This is a genomic window from Terribacillus sp. DMT04, from assembly GCF_019056395.1.
GTDB lineage: Bacteria > Bacillota > Bacilli > Bacillales > Amphibacillaceae > Terribacillus > Terribacillus aidingensis_A.
Window position 1 is genome coordinate 390,784 of the sequence record NZ_CP077639.1, and the last position, 14,624, is coordinate 405,407.

Consider the following 14,624-nt stretch of genomic DNA (forward strand, 5'->3'; position numbering starts at 1 on the left):
CCGCTTAGGGAGGTAATTTTTTTATTTGGTAATGTCTTTGATGTAGTCCCCGATATCATTACTTTGATCATCAAGATTCTTTATATCTTCCATAAACTCCACCATCACTCGTGATTGTTCTTCTGAAGAAGTGGAAACTTCGCCGATACTCAATGTTAAATTCTGCATGTTTGCTTGAATCTGTTGAAGTGACTGACCAATTGTCCCAACAGCTTCTTTTGTTCCAATGGAAAGCTTACGAATTTCATCTGCTACAACACCGAAACCTCTGCCAGCGTCCCCGGAGCGAGCAGCCTCAATTGCTGCATTCAATCCAAGCAAGTTTGTCTGCGTGGAAATATCTTCAATTAGCTGCACAACCTTACTGATCTCTTTAGAATTCTCATTCGCATGGGACGCTTGGCTATCAATGTCTGTGCTCGTTGCGGACAGTTCTTCTGCCTGGGCAGCGACATGCTGAACCTTTGCTTGCAAACTGCTTACAATCTCCCGCAAGTCATCCAGCTGCTGATCCAGCATCTCTTCGTCTTTCAATGTTTTTGTAATCTGTAAGACACCAACTATTTCTCCGTTTTCGTCGCGGATAGGATTAGCATTATTTTGCATGCCAAGGCCATAACGTTCTTTCGGGATATGCACTTGCACTGTCTCACCTTGAAGTGCTTGACGTAATAAGTCATTATCCTCTGAAAAAGCGAAATCGCCAACCTTGATTCCGACATCCAGATCTTTAGATGGGGAAAAGAAAACAAAATTCTCTTTGTCTGTAACGGCAACGACGGCGTTATCCCCGATGTTTTTCTTGATTTCAGGTGCTAAAAGAACCATTGCTTGTATTGTGGGATGCATCTGTGTTGCCTCCTTAGTTCTGATTTGTAACGTGCTTCATTGTATTGATTATTTGTTTGCTTTTTTCATCCAGTGCTTGGATATCATCCATAAATTCAACCATAATGACGGACTGCTCTTCAGAAGAAGAAGATACTTCATTGATGCTAAGAGATAGATTCTCAATACTAGAGCGAATTTCGGATAAAGATTTGCCGATTGTCTGAACAGCTTCTTTCGTGTTATCAGACAGCTTACGAATTTCGTCTGCTACAACACCAAATCCTTTGCCGGCCTCACCGGAACGAGCTGCTTCAATGGCAGCATTTAAACCAAGCAGATTTGTCTGTGTGGAAATCTGTTCAATTAATTGCACAACTTCTCCAATTTGATGGGAGTTTTGGTTGGCGCTGTTAGCCTGTTCATTGATGTCACTGCTCGTAGCCGATAATTCCTCTGCCTGTGCTGCGACATGTTGAACTTTTCCTTGTAAGGCGTCTATTACTGCATTTAATTTGCTTAATTCTTTATCGAGTTTTTCTTGATGTTCCAATGTTCGACTTAAAGAGAGCAAACCTACTATTTCGCCAGTGTCCATATCGCGGATTGGGGTGATGGAAGTAACGACAGGAGCTCCAAGGAATTCATAGTTTTCTGTTATATAGTCTATTACAGACTCACCCTTAAGTGCACGACGGTATATGTCGTGTTCATCCAATCTGGACTCTCCTACCTTAATTGATAAATTTAAGAGTGTTGAAGGTGCAAAGAAAACAAATTTCTCTGTATCCAGTACACCCATCGCTGCCGTAGGTCCCAGTGTATCTTTAATAATGGGAGCAATATTGACTACTGCTTGTATAGTTGAATTCATAGACGAGCTCCTCTGTGCATTATTTTCCTTTATATCGGCAAGAAGTACTAAAAAGTAAAGGGAAAGAAGTGAAAAAGTCTGAATTTGTCACAATTTGTAGAAAAGTTTGTCGTTGATTTGTCGAGGGAAAAGTGAAGAAAACAGATGGGAGGAGTTGTCTTTATGTACGATGATTTAAAAGGGAAAACAGCAATTGTTACGGGTTCATCAAAAGGAATTGGTCGAGCGGTTGCCGAGCGGTTCGGTCAAGAAGGTATGAATGTGGTTGTGAATTATCATGGCGATGAAGACGGAGCAACACAAGCAGCTGAAAATATTCGAAAAGCTGGCGGAAAGGCTGTTGTTATACAAGCGGATGTATCTAAAAAAGAAGATGTACAGAAACTGCTGAAGGCAGCAGTTGACGAATACGGCAGTATGGATATTATGGTCAATAACTCTGGATTCAGCAAACCTGCACCTGTTCATGATATGGACGAAGATACATGGAGAAATGTTATCGATGTAAATCTGACAGGCACTTTCCTTGGCGGGCAAGCTGCGCTGCGTTATATGTTGGAGAATGATATACAGGGAAGTATCATTAACATGTCTAGTGTGCATCAGCAAATACCGAAGCCTTCGGATAGCCATTATGCAGCCTCAAAAGGCGGCATAAAATTACTTACAGAAACGATGGCACTTGAATATGCACATAAAGGAATACGGGTAAATGCAATAGCACCGGGTACTATTGCTACCGAGCGTAATGAGGATACGAAGCAGGATAATGAAGCAGAGCAGATGAAGAAAATACCGATGCAGACCTTTGGAAAACCAGAAGATATCGCTGCTGCGGCTGCTTGGCTTGCATCCAGAGAAGCAAGTTATGTCACAGGTACAACGCTTTTTGTAGATGGAGGTATGACGCTTTATTCTTCTCAGCTAGAGTTATAAGGCTAGGTCGTAAATCAATAAATAATATTCTTGTTAAGAAGGAAGCGCCTCTTAGGGCGCTTCTTGCCCTCCTAAAGGAATGCTTGCTATCTAGTCGAAATGTCTTATACAGCGGTAGGTATTCCGCTACTTTTCTGCAAATAAACCTAGTAACTATATCCTGATTCTTGTTGAATGGGTTAACAAGGAAATAGTTTCATGTAAAATACAGTTTGGGTATGCGGGCTATTTTCTGGAAAAATTGTAATGAGACATACATAAGCAATAATATTGTAATTGGGTCCGTAAATTTTTTACTCGGAGGGATAATATGCGAAAAATTAAGCATTTAAGCTGGCTTGTATTAGCTTTAGCGCTATTTCTAACAGGCTGCGGTACTGACAGTGCCTCAAGTGAAGAGACAGGCAGCGAAAAGAAAAAAACAGCTTCTCCGGAAGAAATCCTGGAGAAGACCAACAAAGCTAGCAAAGATCTGAAAAGCTACAGTATGACAATGTCGCAAGAAATGGAAATAACAGCGCCGGATGGTACTAATCAGCTTACCGAAACGAGCGGTACGACAATTGCCGAGACAGATCCGATGGCGATGTATATTGATATGACGACTGCTGATCAAAGTGTTGAGATGTATGTGAAAGAAAACATCATGTATATGAAAGAACCGGTAACCGGATCGTGGATAAAATTAGACATTGGAACGGAAATGGGTTCAGAGTATTTGAATGAGCAATTATCTAAGCCAATAGATGAGCAAATCCAACAGGTGAAAGATTTAGCGGAGAGCATTAAGGTGACGGATAACGGTGATTCCTATACGATGGATATAAAAGTTGCGGCTGATAAAATGAATGAATTCTTAGCATCACAAATGGGTTCTTCTGGACTGGATATGTCTGCAGTGGGCGATATGGAGTATGACAAGTTTAACTATACTGTTGATATCGATAAGGAAACCTATTTTCCGGTAAGTATGTCGTTGGAAATGAACATGAACATTACCGTTGAAGGTGAAACAGGACAGATTAAAATGGTTTCTGATAATACTTTCGATGACTACAATGAAACAGAGCCAATTGAAATTCCTGATGAAGCTAAAAATGCTGCGGACCTTTCTGACTATCCGGCTGCATCGTAATGAGTTTATATGTAAGAATTGAAATAAACCGGGCAGTTGTGCATGCATGTGCACATCGCCCGGTTTTTATTTGTAAAAAAAGCGCGCCAACACGGTGCTGTCCTTACCAGTCTATATGCATCTCCAAATGGGGGTAATCTTTGAATTCCGTCCAATCTCCGCCCCATTGAAAGCCGAGATCTTTGGCGATTTCCACTACTTCCAGCCAGTCAGACTCGCCATTTTTGTTACCGTCATATTCCATATCCCAAATAACATTACCTGGGTCCGGTTCCAAAGCAAAATCGATGGCTAATCCATAATTATGCATGGATTCCCCGCCTTGAACATTGGTAACAATCTGGCCCTCGGTTGTTCTGCCTTGGGCATACAGCTTGTCTTGTTCTTTTTTAGAGCGATAGTCATCTGTAATGATAATCGGGATGCCGATAGCAGCTGATTTATCTACTAATTTATGCATGTTTTTTTCTACTGCAGGGTGAAGGCCGTTAATGTCATCTGCATCCGTAGTGGCGACAGGAGTGGAATTCTTAGGCGGAAGCTGCTCTATATGCAAAAAACCGAATAGGATCAACGCTGCTACTGTCATCAACAAAGTTGTTAATATAATCCTTTTCCAGTGCAAATTCGCTAATCTCCTTTTAAAGTCATATCTTCTATTAATCTAGCATAATGGAAGAGGCAGCAGATTGCACGTATTGAGGTATACTTTTAATAGGAAAGCCTGGAGAATTAAGGAAGGGGAAGCGGTCATGATCAGTTTGTTGGAACTTTACTTATCATGCGCTTCACAATGTTGTTGTCCAATGCTCGGATACGTTTCAATGCTTCTTGCTCAGAAATCGTTTTATAGTGGTGCGCTCCCCCAGTTTCCTCATCTGCTGTGTCTGCTTCTGCTACAACTTGCTGAAGCGGATCGCGTTTTAAGTTCTGCTCGGGGAGGTAAGAATCTGTGTGGAGCAAAACTGCAAGGGAGATTGCTTTTGCTGCTTGTGGGTCTTCGCCTAGCCGTATCAACAGCTTATGTGCACGTGCTGCACCCTTTATTGCATGAATATCATTTTGTCTATACAAGTCATAGTCCCATTTGCCATCGCGGTACCACTCATAATGGCCGATATCGTGCAGCAGCGCTGCTTTTACTGCCAAGTCAGAGTCAACCTGCTTTTTTTCGCTTATGGCAAGTGCATATTCTGCTACCGCAATAGCATGTGCCTGTCCGGATCGGCCAAGGTATTTTTGGGCTATTGGATGTGTAAATATCTGCTCTAACGTTACTTTTCGCAATCTTATCGGCTCCTTTCGCTGTAAAAGTATATTGTTCAAGATATTAACATGTGATCTGGAGAGCTGCAAGTGAAAAAGTTACTTAATCCATGTATATGGTAACCATTTTCACCGAAACTAAAACATGGCGACTTCTCTGCAGTGTAAGCAAAGGGAATGGTGTTGTATGTAATGTATGCTATTCTAAAAATATTGCTACCATAAAATACATATAAATTTATCGAAAAGGAAGAGACAGCATGAAAGAATATTTGGGTTTATTACGCCAAGGCAGCAAGTCTGCTGGTTTAGCAGCAATAGTGAACTTTATTATTGCGCTCGTCAAAGGTGGAGCTTTTTTGCTGACAGGCAATGTTGCAATGTTCGCGGAGACAATGCACAGTTTTGGTGATTCAGCGAACCAGTTCTTTGTTTATGTAGGTTCAGCATTAAGTAAAAAAGCCCCGACGGAGCGTTTCCCCGGCGGGTTTGGCCGAGCTGTCAATCTTGTACTGCTTGGTGCAGTGCTGATTGTTGGAATTCTCGCTTACGAAACAATACGAGAGGGCATCACACATTTAGGACATCCATCAGAATCGGAAGGTTTATGGCTAAGTATTTCTGTGCTTGCTGTAAGTTGTATTTTAGAGGGGTATGTGCTGTTAAAGGCTATGCGCGAAATTGCGCATGAGAGTGATTCAGGTGCAACAGGTTTTGCTGTTATTCCAAAAAGTTTTGCTAATGTTGGACGTGCGAAGCCAGCGACAAAGCTTGTATTTATGGAGGATCTTGTTGCTACAAGCGGAGCACTGATCGCGATTATCGCTATTTTGATTGCATCGTATACCCCATTTTATCAAGCAGAAGGAATTGCTTCGATTGTAATTGGAGCTATGATGTTTCTTGTTGTAGGGCGCGTTTTCCTTGATAATGCAGCAGGTGTAATTGGAGAAGCAGATGAGGAGATGGCTGACAAAATAGGAGATATCCTGTTTGCAGACAACGATGTGCGCGATATTCAAGAGATGACAGTTGTCAAAGAAGGGGAGTCTTTCCACGTGGAAGCCAAATTGGAGATTGATCCGTCCTTAACTGTGGCTGCTGCAGATGATATTAAAGACCGGCTGGAAGAACAAATTATGAAGCAGAAGGGCGTAACGGATGTTATCATCGAGTTCGATGAAGACGACAATACCCAGATGTGGAAGAATAAAAAGTAAAAAGAGCAATAATAAAACACGTAAAATCATGGGGAATCCCAATTTTACGTGTTTTTGATTTTAAGCCCTATGTGTTTCTAGTCCATTAAGATGACATATAGTCTCCGCCATTAACATGAATGAATTGGCCAGTCATATAGGCGGCTTCATCAGAGGCAAGCAATACATAGCTGCCGACAAGGTCAACAGGCTGACCGGGTCTGCCGAGCGGTGTCTGCGTGCCGAAATTGGTCAGCATCTCATCCTGCATCGTCGCTGGTATGAGTGGTGTCCAAATTGGTCCAGGTGCAACGCCGTTTACACGAATTCCTTTAGAAGCTAATCCCTTTGCTAGGGAGCGTGTGAATGCAACGATTGCGCCTTTGGTAGACGTATAATCAATTAATGTCGGATTGCCAATGTAAGGATTTATGGAAGCTGTATTGATGATGCTGTTTCCTTTGCCAAGATGCGGCAGTGCAGCACGTGATAAATAAAAGAAGCTGAAGAAATTTGTCCGGAATGTCCGTTCAAATTGCTCGGGTGTAATCGCGGTCAGATCATTTTGAACTTCTTGACGCGCTGCGTTATTTACGAGGATATCCAAGGTGTTAAAATCTTTTACAACTTGCTGGATCAGATTCTCGCAAAACGTCGCATCACTAATATCACCAGGATAAAGGACGCATTTGCCGCCTTCTTCTTCAATTCGCTGCTTTGCATATGCAGCATCATCATGTTCATCGAGATAGGAGATGGCAACATTGGCGCCTTCCTTGGCATAGGCGATAGCAACTGCGCGTCCAATACCGCTATCACCGCCAGTGATGAGCGCGACCTTACCTTGAAGCTTGCCGCTTCCTTTCCAATGATCAAATTCCTCAATCGGAAGCGGGTCCATCTTTTGCTGGATACCAGGCTGACGAGATTGGCTTTTGCCAGGATTACCATCTTTCATAAAATCGTACAAGTCCATTTTTTTGCCTCCTTTTGTCCATAAAGGATATTATTTCCAAGGTGATGATGTTCTAAAACAGGAGGCAGATGAATAAGTTCCTTTGAATGGGTTTTTTTCGGCAGGGATTTGGGCTAGAATAAACGAAAGAAGAGTTGGAAAGGAGATGGTTGCGATGCGTGCTTATGAAGATTACATTGCAGAGCTTTTCACTTTTGACGATCCGTTCTTTCGTTCAACAGACCTTGATTTTGATATAGACGTCCAGCGTATGGAAAAGACGATGGAGGATATGGCAGCATATATGAACATGAACAGGAAACCCGCGGCATATTAGTGTTGCGGGTTTTAATTTTCGGCTTTTGCTGCAATTGGTTTATACTAGAAAGTGAGAGCATGATACATAAAGAGATTAGGTTTCAATTAGAGAGGGAAAAAGATTATCAAAACGACAAATTCGAGGAGGTCCCATGATGACGAACCAAACTAGAATCATTTCAGAGCTGCAGGTAAAACCAACGATTGACGCTAAGCAGGAAATTCGCAGCCGTATCGACTTTTTGAAAAATTACTTACAAAAGACAGGTGCAAAAGGCTACGTATTAGGTATTAGCGGAGGGCAGGATTCTACTTTGGCTGGCCGTCTTGCGCAGCTGGCAATTGAGGAGTTAAAAGAAGAAGGCAAGGATGTTACATTTGCGGCTGTGCGACTGCCGCATGGCGAGCAGGCAGATGAGGACGATGCACAGTTAGCACTGAAGTTCATCGAGCCGGCAGAATCTTATGTATATAATATCAAAGCCCCTGTCGCAGAAACTGCTCGTGCTTTTAAAGATGCAACGAATGAGGAACTTGCTGATTTTCATAAAGGAAACGTAAAAGCACGGATGCGCATGATCGCGCAGTATGCAATTGGCGGCCAAAAAGGCTTGCTTGTAATAGGTACAGATCACGCGGCAGAGGCAATTACAGGCTTCTATACGAAATACGGTGACGGTGCTGCTGACGTTCTGCCGCTAAGCGGACTGAATAAACGTCAAGGTAAGCAGCTGCTAATCGAGCTCGGTGCACCAGAACGCCTATACGAAAAATTACCGACTGCCGATTTACTTGATGACAAACCAGGACAAACGGATGAAGCAGAACTTGGGTTAAAATACGAAGATATTGATGATTATCTAGAAGGGAAAATCATCGATGAGGAACCAGCTAAGCTTCTGGAAGAGCGTTATTTCAAAACAACACACAAACGGCAGATGCCAGCTTCTATGCATGATGATTGGTGGAAAGAATTGTAATGCAAGAGAGACTCTCAGGCGAGGGTCTCTTTTTTTGCGAAAATGTCTATACTTGAAAAAGAGAAACAGATGCGTGAGAATAATAGTTGCTGAAAGAGAGGTGTATACAATGCTTAAAGAATTCAAAGAGTTCGCTTTGCGCGGAAACGTTGTCGATCTGGCTGTAGCCGTTGTAATTGGTTCGGCATTCAGTGCTATTACGACATCATTGGTTAATGATATTATAATGCCGCTTATCGGCATCATCACAGGCGGGCATGATTTTAGCGGATTGCAGCTTACTGTCGGTAATGCTGTTGTGAAGTATGGTGTATTTATTCAAACTGTTATTAACTTTGTATTAATTGCTGCTGTGTTATTCATGGTCGTTAAATTTATGAACCGATTAAAACGCAAACAGCCGCAGCCGGAAGAAGTTGTTCAAAAACTGACAATGGAGCAGGAATTACTGACTGAAATTCGAGACTTGTTAAAGAAGGAAGAAAAAGTGAAAGATCAGTCTTGATTTAATCTCCTAAATAACCAGTAGCAGCATAATGAGGTTGGAACATAATTGTTTCAGCTAAAGAAAAGCCCGAACTTTGACGTGAATCTTTAGACTAAGATTGACTTAAGTTCGGGTTTTTAACGTTAATCTTAACTAGCGTAGGCTGAGGCCGTGTCCGTGGAAAGCGAGTGTGCTGCCCGAGCGACGGCTAAAAATGTTAGTTCACTTTTTAGTTACGTCCCAGCCTTTTTGTCTGCGGCTAACTATATCAATCCCCAGAAATCAGTCGTATAGAGTGTTAGTAACAATAGACAGAGAAAGATAAGCTGACTTAGCGTTACTTTATAAGCGTTCGGATTTTTAGCGTATTTTCTTTCCATGACTGTCCGGACTAATTCAGAGACAATAATAAAGATAATTAGAATAGAGCTGGGATAGATAAACAAATTAAGATTATCGATACCAGTCATCATTACGACAGGTGTAAATAAAAGAATCATAACTATTGTAGTAATTCGAAGGATCCAATCAATCTTTTTATGTTTCGCATTAACATGGTTATACGAAAAGAATTTACTGCGCTCAACTCGAAACCATTTTCGCATAAGTGCATGAAAAGAGATCAGCAACAAAAGAATAGCGGCTAGCAATAAAAAGAATCTTATCCAAAAATCAGGTTCGATGCCGTAGTTCATTGCGTCCCCCCTCTTGGTTTTACGTACAAGAATTACTCCGTTTGCAACCTGGCTAATAAGTCCTCTTCAACTTTAACTTAAGACTAGAAATTTGTATGGTTGCTTCTACAGTTAAATGTACGAATAAATCATGAGAATGTTTCATTTTGCTGCAGAGGGATGAGCCTAACAGCATCCTTGTAATCTGCTATAATCTGGATTATGAGGAGATGAGGCAGTATGCAAGCATTAAGGTCGCTCCATCCTTACAGCTGGACAATTATTATTGGTACGGTGTTCGGCAGGATGGCTACTAGTATGAGTATTCCTTTTTTGGCAATATATCTGACCCAGGAAAAGGGAGCATCGGCTGGATTTACTGGCTTGATTATTGCGGTCAGTTCTTTGGTCGGTATTCTTGCCAGTTTTTATGGCGGGTATTTTTCTGATCGGTTTGGCAGAAAGAAAATTATGAGCATTAGCATTTTTGGCTGGTGTATTGTCTTTGTAGGTTTTGCACTGGCGGATGCGATATGGGTATTTTTTGTGATGAATGCACTGAATGGATTATGCCGTTCTTTGTTCGAACCAACATCGAAAGCACTGCTGTCTGATGTGACAGAGCCAAAGCATCGGCTGCTCGTCTTCAATATGCGGTATACAGCAATTAATATTGGAGTTGTATTTGGGCCGTTATTAGGGCTGTACTTTGGTTCATCAGCTTCGACAGCGCCGTTCTTTATCGCTGCACTTGTTTATTTCGTTTATGGTCTTGTACTCATTTTTCAATTTTTGCGCATTACAGTGGCGGAGACAGCGGCAGCTGGAAAACATATTGGTGTTCGGGAAGCGTTTCACGTTACGCGTAAGGATAAGCTGTTTATGCTCCTATTAATTGGTGTGACGATAAGTGTGTTTGGTTATTCCCATTTTAGTGCTACATTGCCGCAGTTTTTTGCTGCTGCACCAAGCATAGAAGATGGCGCAAAGCTATTCAGTATGATGCTTACGTTAAATGCATTAACAGTGCTAGTAGTGCAATATCCGATTGTCACCGTAGCGAAGCGTTATTCGCTTGTATTATCACTAATGCTCGGAAATGTACTGATAGCCGTCAGTATGTTAAGTATGGCGTTTTTGCATGATATTGTGTGGATCGCGTGTGCTGTCATACTGTTTACAATTGGCGAGGTGCTACTGTTCTCGATGTCGGATATGTTTATCGATGAAATTGCCAACCCTGCGATGAAAGGAACGTATTTTGGTGCCATGGGCTTTACTGGGTTTGGCGGTGTGGCAGGGCCGTTGGCAGGCGGCTTGCTGCTTGATTATTTCGGAGCGATACAGCCGATCCCGATATTTACGATTATTTCCTTCCTCGTTATACTTGGTGCGCCATTCTTATTCCAGGTTTGGGTAATGCTAAAAGGGAGAAAACAAGAACCAAAACCTGTTTTAAAGAAGGAGCATATTTAATGACTAGCTATGAGCCGCTGAAACAATCATTTTATGAACAGCCTACCTTGGAGCTTGCGCCACGTTTGTTGGGCTGTTTGTTGGTTCATGAAACCCCGCAAGGAATCACTTCGGGCTATATTGTAGAGACAGAAGCTTACCGCGGTGCACTTGATCGTGCTGCGCATAGCTTTAATAATCGAAGAACAAAACGAACAGAGATAATGTTTCATGAGCCAGGGCATATTTATACGTACACCATGCACAGGCAAGTGCTGCTGAATGTAGTGAGTGCAGCTGCTGGAACCCCCGAAGCTGTTCTTATTCGTGCGTTGGAACCAAAGGATGGCATTCCACTGATGGAAACACGCAGACCTGACAAAAAGCCAAGAGAATTGACGAATGGACCGGGGAAACTTTGTCAGGCGATGGGGATTGAACAAGTCGCTCATTACGGCGGGAATTTCACGAAGCCGCCTTTATATATTACATCTGGATACACACCGGAGCAGGTGGAAACAGGTCCGCGAATCGGTATCCCGAATGCGCAGGAGGCCAAGGACTATCCATGGCGCTACTGGGTGCATGGCAACCGCTACGTTTCCAAGTGAGTCCCTTTTTAAAATAGCTAGAATCATGTAAAATGAATACATCATGTCTGGCATTACGCCGGCAATGCAAAAGGAGAGATAGCAGTGGGCAAAGTACTCGTCTTCGGACATAAAAACCCAGATACAGATGCGGTAACATCCGCAATTGCATACGCACATTTGAAGAACAAACTAGGGATGGAAGCAGAAGCTGTCCGCCTTGGCGAATTGAATGAAGAAACAGCTTTTGCGCTAAAAACGTTCGGCCTTGAAGCTCCTCGTATGATTGAGGCAATCAATGGAGAAGTCGAACAAGTTATTTTAGTTGATCATAATGAAAAGCAGCAAAGCGTTTCAGATATTGATACAGTATCTGTCACAGAAGTGGTAGACCACCACCGTATTGCGAACTTTGAAACTGCTGATCCGCTTTATTACCGTGCGGAGCCAGTCGGCTGTACAGCTACAATTCTTAAGAAAATCTACAAAGAGCATGATGTGGAGATTCCAAAAGAGATTGCAGGCGCAATGCTAAGCGCAATTGTTTCTGATTCCTTGCTTTTCAAATCCCCTACATGCACAGAAGAAGATGTAAAAGCGGCGAAAGAACTTGCTGAAATTGCTGATGTCGATGTGAATACATATGGCTTGGACATGCTTAAAGCAGGTGCTGATGTGAGCAAGAAAACGGCGGAAGAGTTAATCACACTTGATGCAAAAGAATTCCAAATGGGCGAAGCAACTGTTGAGATTGCACAGGTTAACGTTGTTGATGAGCAGGATGTCCTTGTGCGCCAAACAGAAGTTGAAGCTGCAATGAAGCAGAAAATTACAGACAAAGGCTTAAAGCTTTATCTATTCGCCATCACGAACATTCTAACAAATGACTCTACAGCGATTGCAATTGGCGCAGAAACAGATGCTGTGGAAAAGGCTTTCCAAGTAACATTATCCAACAATACAGCTACGCTTAAAGGCGTTGTTTCTCGTAAGAAACAGATTGTCCCAGTGCTTACTGAAGTCATGAATGGGTAATCACTATGAGGCAGGCATCATCTATGCCTGCCTCATTTTATTTGCTGTCAGCATGGCCATAATGCTAAAGTAGATATAAATCCACATAATAACAACCTCGTAACATCTTCTATCATTCACGAACTCTGTTTTTTCTGCAGCAGCACAGGATACTTTTTCAAGAATTAAGGGAATAGCCATACAAACTGCTGACTAATGCACAGAATAAAAGGGAGGCTTTTCAGGATGAACTATACAACAATACCAGGGGTCAAATACCCGCTTTCTCAATTGATTCTTGGCACGACCAAGTTTTTTGAAAACAAAAGAAATGATGTATTCGCTGTTCTGGATAGCTTCTTGCAAGCTGGCGGCAATACAATCGATACCGGTCCGAAATATGCCCAATACCAAGCAGAGAAATTGATTGGGCAATGGATGGCAGAGCGCGGCACTCGCGATGAAGTCATTCTAATTTCAAAAGGCGGTCATTACCATATTGATCTGGAAGGAGTGCATCATCCGGAGATGAGGCGTGTGAATCCGAGCGACATTACAAAGGATTTGCATGACAGTCTAGCGAATTTGCAGACAGATTTTATTGATATTTACCTTCTTCATCGAGATGATCGGAATGTGCCGGTACAGGTGCTGATGGATATGCTGCATGAACACCAGAAAGCAGGGAAGATAGGTGTATATGGTGTTTCCAACTGGGAGTCCGACCGTATTGAAGAAGCCAATGAGTATGCGGATAGGAAAGGGTACGACCGGATTCTTGTGAATAGTCCCAATCTAAGCTTAGCGCAGCTAAATGAGGTGCGATGGGCAGAGACAGTTGCATTAGATGGGGAATATGCGGCATGGCATCAGCGTACAAAAATGCCCGTCATCTCTTGGGCATCGCAAGCTGGCGGATTTTTCACGGGTACTTATGACAGAAATCATATATCAGATGAGGAAATTGCTCGTGTTTATTATAACGATGACAATTGGGAGCGCTATGATCGAGCTGTCGAACTAGCAAATAAAAAAGGTGTAACAGCTAATCAAATAGCGGTTGCTTATGTACTGCATCAGCAATTCCCAACATGCGCCATCGTAGGGTGTAAAAATGTAAAGCGCCTGCAGGAAGCACTTCCGAGTGTAGAAATTGAACTGACAGCTGATGAAGTGAAATGGCTGAATCTTGAATTGGCGGATGCAAAGGTGCGATAAGGGTATTTCTCTCTTACGATTTTTGTATTTATCGTATACAATAGAATATATTACAAGGTATACGACTGGTGGGGAGAGGAGATACATCGTGCGAACAATGAGCAGACAGCATATACCTGTGCGGGCGAAGAATATCGTCCTGATCGGATTCATGGGTGTTGGAAAAACGACAATCGGCAAGCTAGTCGCCGAGAAACTTTACAGAGACTTTATCGATGTTGATGCAGAGATTGAACAGCGGTATGGGATGGCAATTCCGGAAATATTCGCGCGGCATGGGGAAGACTATTTCCGTGAGATTGAACGGAATACGGTCATTGATATTTGTGATAATAAACAATGCAATATCGTTTCTCTAGGCGGCGGAGCTTTCAAACAGGAAGCCATTCGAGAAGTTTGTCTCGAGAGCTGTCTGGTGTTGTTCCTCGATCTTAGCTGGGACCGTTGGAAGGAACGTATGGATTTATTAATCGAGAATAGACCAGTGCTGCACAATAAATCGGTTGATGAAGTGCAGCAAATATTCGATGAACGACAAGCTATCTATGCGGAACATAATGCACGCGTCACAACAGATAACCTCAATCCGGAAGAAGTAGCGGACTATATCGTAGAATTATTGAAGCTGGGCTGGGAACTTCATCAGCCGCTTTCTTAAATTAGCAGCGGATACAAGAGCTATTGCAACAAATTTT

General features: G+C 42.5%; 17 protein-coding genes. 11 read left to right on the top strand and 6 right to left on the bottom strand.

Annotated features, from left to right (window positions below; all coding sequences use genetic code 11):
- Window positions 1-21: 21 nt before the first annotated feature.
- Window positions 22-849: a methyl-accepting chemotaxis protein gene (locus KS242_RS02140; protein ID WP_217322809.1), complete on the bottom strand. Its 828-nt coding sequence runs from the start codon at window positions 847-849 to the stop codon at window positions 22-24.
- Window positions 850-862: 13 nt separating this feature from the next.
- Window positions 863-1,702: a methyl-accepting chemotaxis protein gene (locus KS242_RS18175; protein WP_217322810.1), complete on the bottom strand. Its 840-nt coding sequence runs from the start codon at window positions 1,700-1,702 to the stop codon at window positions 863-865.
- 162 nt (window positions 1,703-1,864) lie between these two features.
- Between KS242_RS18175 and KS242_RS02150 the strand changes: the two genes are divergently transcribed.
- Both KS242_RS02150 and KS242_RS02155 read left to right on the top strand, forming a co-directional pair.
- A complete protein-coding gene (locus KS242_RS02150) occupies window positions 1,865-2,638 on the top strand; it encodes a glucose 1-dehydrogenase (RefSeq protein WP_217322811.1) in 774 nt (257 codons plus the stop codon).
- 310 nt (window positions 2,639-2,948) lie between these two features.
- Window positions 2,949-3,773 (top strand): DUF6612 family protein, encoded by an 825-nt coding sequence (locus tag KS242_RS02155; protein WP_217322812.1) that lies wholly within the window; start codon window positions 2,949-2,951, stop codon window positions 3,771-3,773.
- A 103-nt stretch (window positions 3,774-3,876) separates the two neighbouring features.
- On the opposite strand, the gene KS242_RS02160 is transcribed toward KS242_RS02155, so the two are convergent.
- Entirely contained in the window at window positions 3,877-4,398 is a 522-nt protein-coding gene (locus KS242_RS02160) for a M15 family metallopeptidase (RefSeq protein ID WP_371747583.1), read from the bottom strand.
- A gap of 131 nt (window positions 4,399-4,529) precedes the next feature.
- The gene (locus KS242_RS02165) at window positions 4,530-5,060 is read right to left on the bottom strand and encodes an HD domain-containing protein (RefSeq protein WP_217322813.1); all 531 of its coding nucleotides are present in this window, start codon (window positions 5,058-5,060) and stop codon (window positions 4,530-4,532) included.
- Between the two features lie 239 nt (window positions 5,061-5,299).
- Here KS242_RS02165 and KS242_RS02170 point away from each other — a divergent pair, with 239 nt between their 5' ends.
- The gene (locus KS242_RS02170; RefSeq protein ID WP_077305433.1) at window positions 5,300-6,259 is read left to right on the top strand and encodes a cation diffusion facilitator family transporter; all 960 of its coding nucleotides are present in this window, start codon (window positions 5,300-5,302) and stop codon (window positions 6,257-6,259) included.
- 85 nt (window positions 6,260-6,344) lie between these two features.
- Here KS242_RS02170 and KS242_RS02175 read toward each other — a convergent pair whose 3' ends face one another.
- The gene (locus KS242_RS02175) at window positions 6,345-7,214 is read right to left on the bottom strand and encodes an SDR family oxidoreductase (protein WP_217322814.1); all 870 of its coding nucleotides are present in this window, start codon (window positions 7,212-7,214) and stop codon (window positions 6,345-6,347) included.
- Between the two features lie 154 nt (window positions 7,215-7,368).
- Between KS242_RS02175 and KS242_RS02180 the strand changes: the two genes are divergently transcribed.
- The 3 genes from KS242_RS02180 to mscL all read left to right on the top strand — a co-directional run bounded on the left by KS242_RS02180 (window position 7,369) and on the right by mscL (window position 8,996).
- A complete protein-coding gene (locus tag KS242_RS02180) occupies window positions 7,369-7,530 on the top strand; it encodes a hypothetical protein (RefSeq protein ID WP_217322815.1) in 162 nt (53 codons plus the stop codon).
- Window positions 7,531-7,666: 136 nt separating this feature from the next.
- Entirely contained in the window at window positions 7,667-8,491 is an 825-nt protein-coding gene (gene nadE, locus KS242_RS02185) for an NAD(+) synthase (RefSeq protein ID WP_217322816.1), read from the top strand.
- Window positions 8,492-8,600: 109 nt separating this feature from the next.
- Window positions 8,601-8,996 carry a large-conductance mechanosensitive channel protein MscL gene (gene mscL, locus KS242_RS02190; protein WP_217322817.1) on the top strand — a complete coding sequence of 132 codons (396 nt, stop codon included), beginning with the start codon at window positions 8,601-8,603 and terminating at the stop codon, window positions 8,994-8,996.
- 245 nt (window positions 8,997-9,241) lie between these two features.
- Here the strand turns inward: mscL and KS242_RS02195 are convergent, their stop codons facing one another.
- Window positions 9,242-9,673 (bottom strand): DUF4181 domain-containing protein, encoded by a 432-nt coding sequence (locus tag KS242_RS02195; RefSeq protein WP_217322818.1) that lies wholly within the window; start codon window positions 9,671-9,673, stop codon window positions 9,242-9,244.
- A 219-nt stretch (window positions 9,674-9,892) separates the two neighbouring features.
- On the opposite strand from KS242_RS02195, the gene KS242_RS02200 reads away from it, so the two are divergent.
- The 5 genes from KS242_RS02200 to KS242_RS02220 all read left to right on the top strand — a co-directional run bounded on the left by KS242_RS02200 (window position 9,893) and on the right by KS242_RS02220 (window position 14,587).
- Window positions 9,893-11,128, top strand: a complete 1,236-nt coding sequence (locus KS242_RS02200) for an MDR family MFS transporter (RefSeq protein ID WP_217322819.1) — start codon at window positions 9,893-9,895, stop codon at window positions 11,126-11,128.
- A complete protein-coding gene (locus KS242_RS02205; protein ID WP_217322820.1) occupies window positions 11,128-11,718 on the top strand; it encodes a DNA-3-methyladenine glycosylase in 591 nt (196 codons plus the stop codon). Before KS242_RS02200 ends, KS242_RS02205 begins: the two co-directional genes overlap by 1 nt.
- Window positions 11,719-11,802: 84 nt before the next feature.
- A complete protein-coding gene (locus KS242_RS02210; protein WP_217322821.1) occupies window positions 11,803-12,732 on the top strand; it encodes a manganese-dependent inorganic pyrophosphatase in 930 nt (309 codons plus the stop codon).
- Between the two features lie 225 nt (window positions 12,733-12,957).
- A complete protein-coding gene (locus KS242_RS02215; RefSeq protein WP_217322822.1) occupies window positions 12,958-13,929 on the top strand; it encodes an aldo/keto reductase in 972 nt (323 codons plus the stop codon).
- Between the two features lie 97 nt (window positions 13,930-14,026).
- The gene (locus KS242_RS02220; RefSeq protein ID WP_217324031.1) at window positions 14,027-14,587 is read left to right on the top strand and encodes a shikimate kinase; all 561 of its coding nucleotides are present in this window, start codon (window positions 14,027-14,029) and stop codon (window positions 14,585-14,587) included.
- Window positions 14,588-14,624: the final 37 nt, after the last annotated feature.

Excerpts from the sequence above, each read along its gene's own strand:
- KS242_RS02140 (WP_217322809.1), bottom strand. The coding sequence starts at position 849 with ATGCATCCCACAATACAAGCAATGGTTCTTTTAGCACCTGAAATCAAG.
- KS242_RS18175 (WP_217322810.1), bottom strand. The coding sequence starts at position 1,702 with ATGAATTCAACTATACAAGCAGTAGTCAATATTGCTCCCATTATTAAA.
- KS242_RS02150 (WP_217322811.1), top strand. The coding sequence starts at position 1,865 with ATGTACGATGATTTAAAAGGGAAAACAGCAATTGTTACGGGTTCATCA.
- KS242_RS02155 (WP_217322812.1), top strand. The coding sequence starts at position 2,949 with ATGCGAAAAATTAAGCATTTAAGCTGGCTTGTATTAGCTTTAGCGCTA.
- KS242_RS02170 (WP_077305433.1), top strand. The coding sequence starts at position 5,300 with ATGAAAGAATATTTGGGTTTATTACGCCAAGGCAGCAAGTCTGCTGGT.
- KS242_RS02175 (WP_217322814.1), bottom strand. The coding sequence starts at position 7,214 with ATGGACTTGTACGATTTTATGAAAGATGGTAATCCTGGCAAAAGCCAA.
- KS242_RS02180 (WP_217322815.1), top strand. The coding sequence starts at position 7,369 with ATGCGTGCTTATGAAGATTACATTGCAGAGCTTTTCACTTTTGACGAT.
- nadE (WP_217322816.1), top strand. The coding sequence starts at position 7,667 with ATGACGAACCAAACTAGAATCATTTCAGAGCTGCAGGTAAAACCAACG.
- mscL (WP_217322817.1), top strand. The coding sequence starts at position 8,601 with ATGCTTAAAGAATTCAAAGAGTTCGCTTTGCGCGGAAACGTTGTCGAT.
- KS242_RS02195 (WP_217322818.1), bottom strand. The coding sequence starts at position 9,673 with ATGAACTACGGCATCGAACCTGATTTTTGGATAAGATTCTTTTTATTG.
- KS242_RS02200 (WP_217322819.1), top strand. The coding sequence starts at position 9,893 with ATGCAAGCATTAAGGTCGCTCCATCCTTACAGCTGGACAATTATTATT.
- KS242_RS02205 (WP_217322820.1), top strand. The coding sequence starts at position 11,128 with ATGACTAGCTATGAGCCGCTGAAACAATCATTTTATGAACAGCCTACC.
- KS242_RS02215 (WP_217322822.1), top strand. The coding sequence starts at position 12,958 with ATGAACTATACAACAATACCAGGGGTCAAATACCCGCTTTCTCAATTG.
- KS242_RS02220 (WP_217324031.1), top strand. The coding sequence starts at position 14,027 with ATGAGCAGACAGCATATACCTGTGCGGGCGAAGAATATCGTCCTGATC.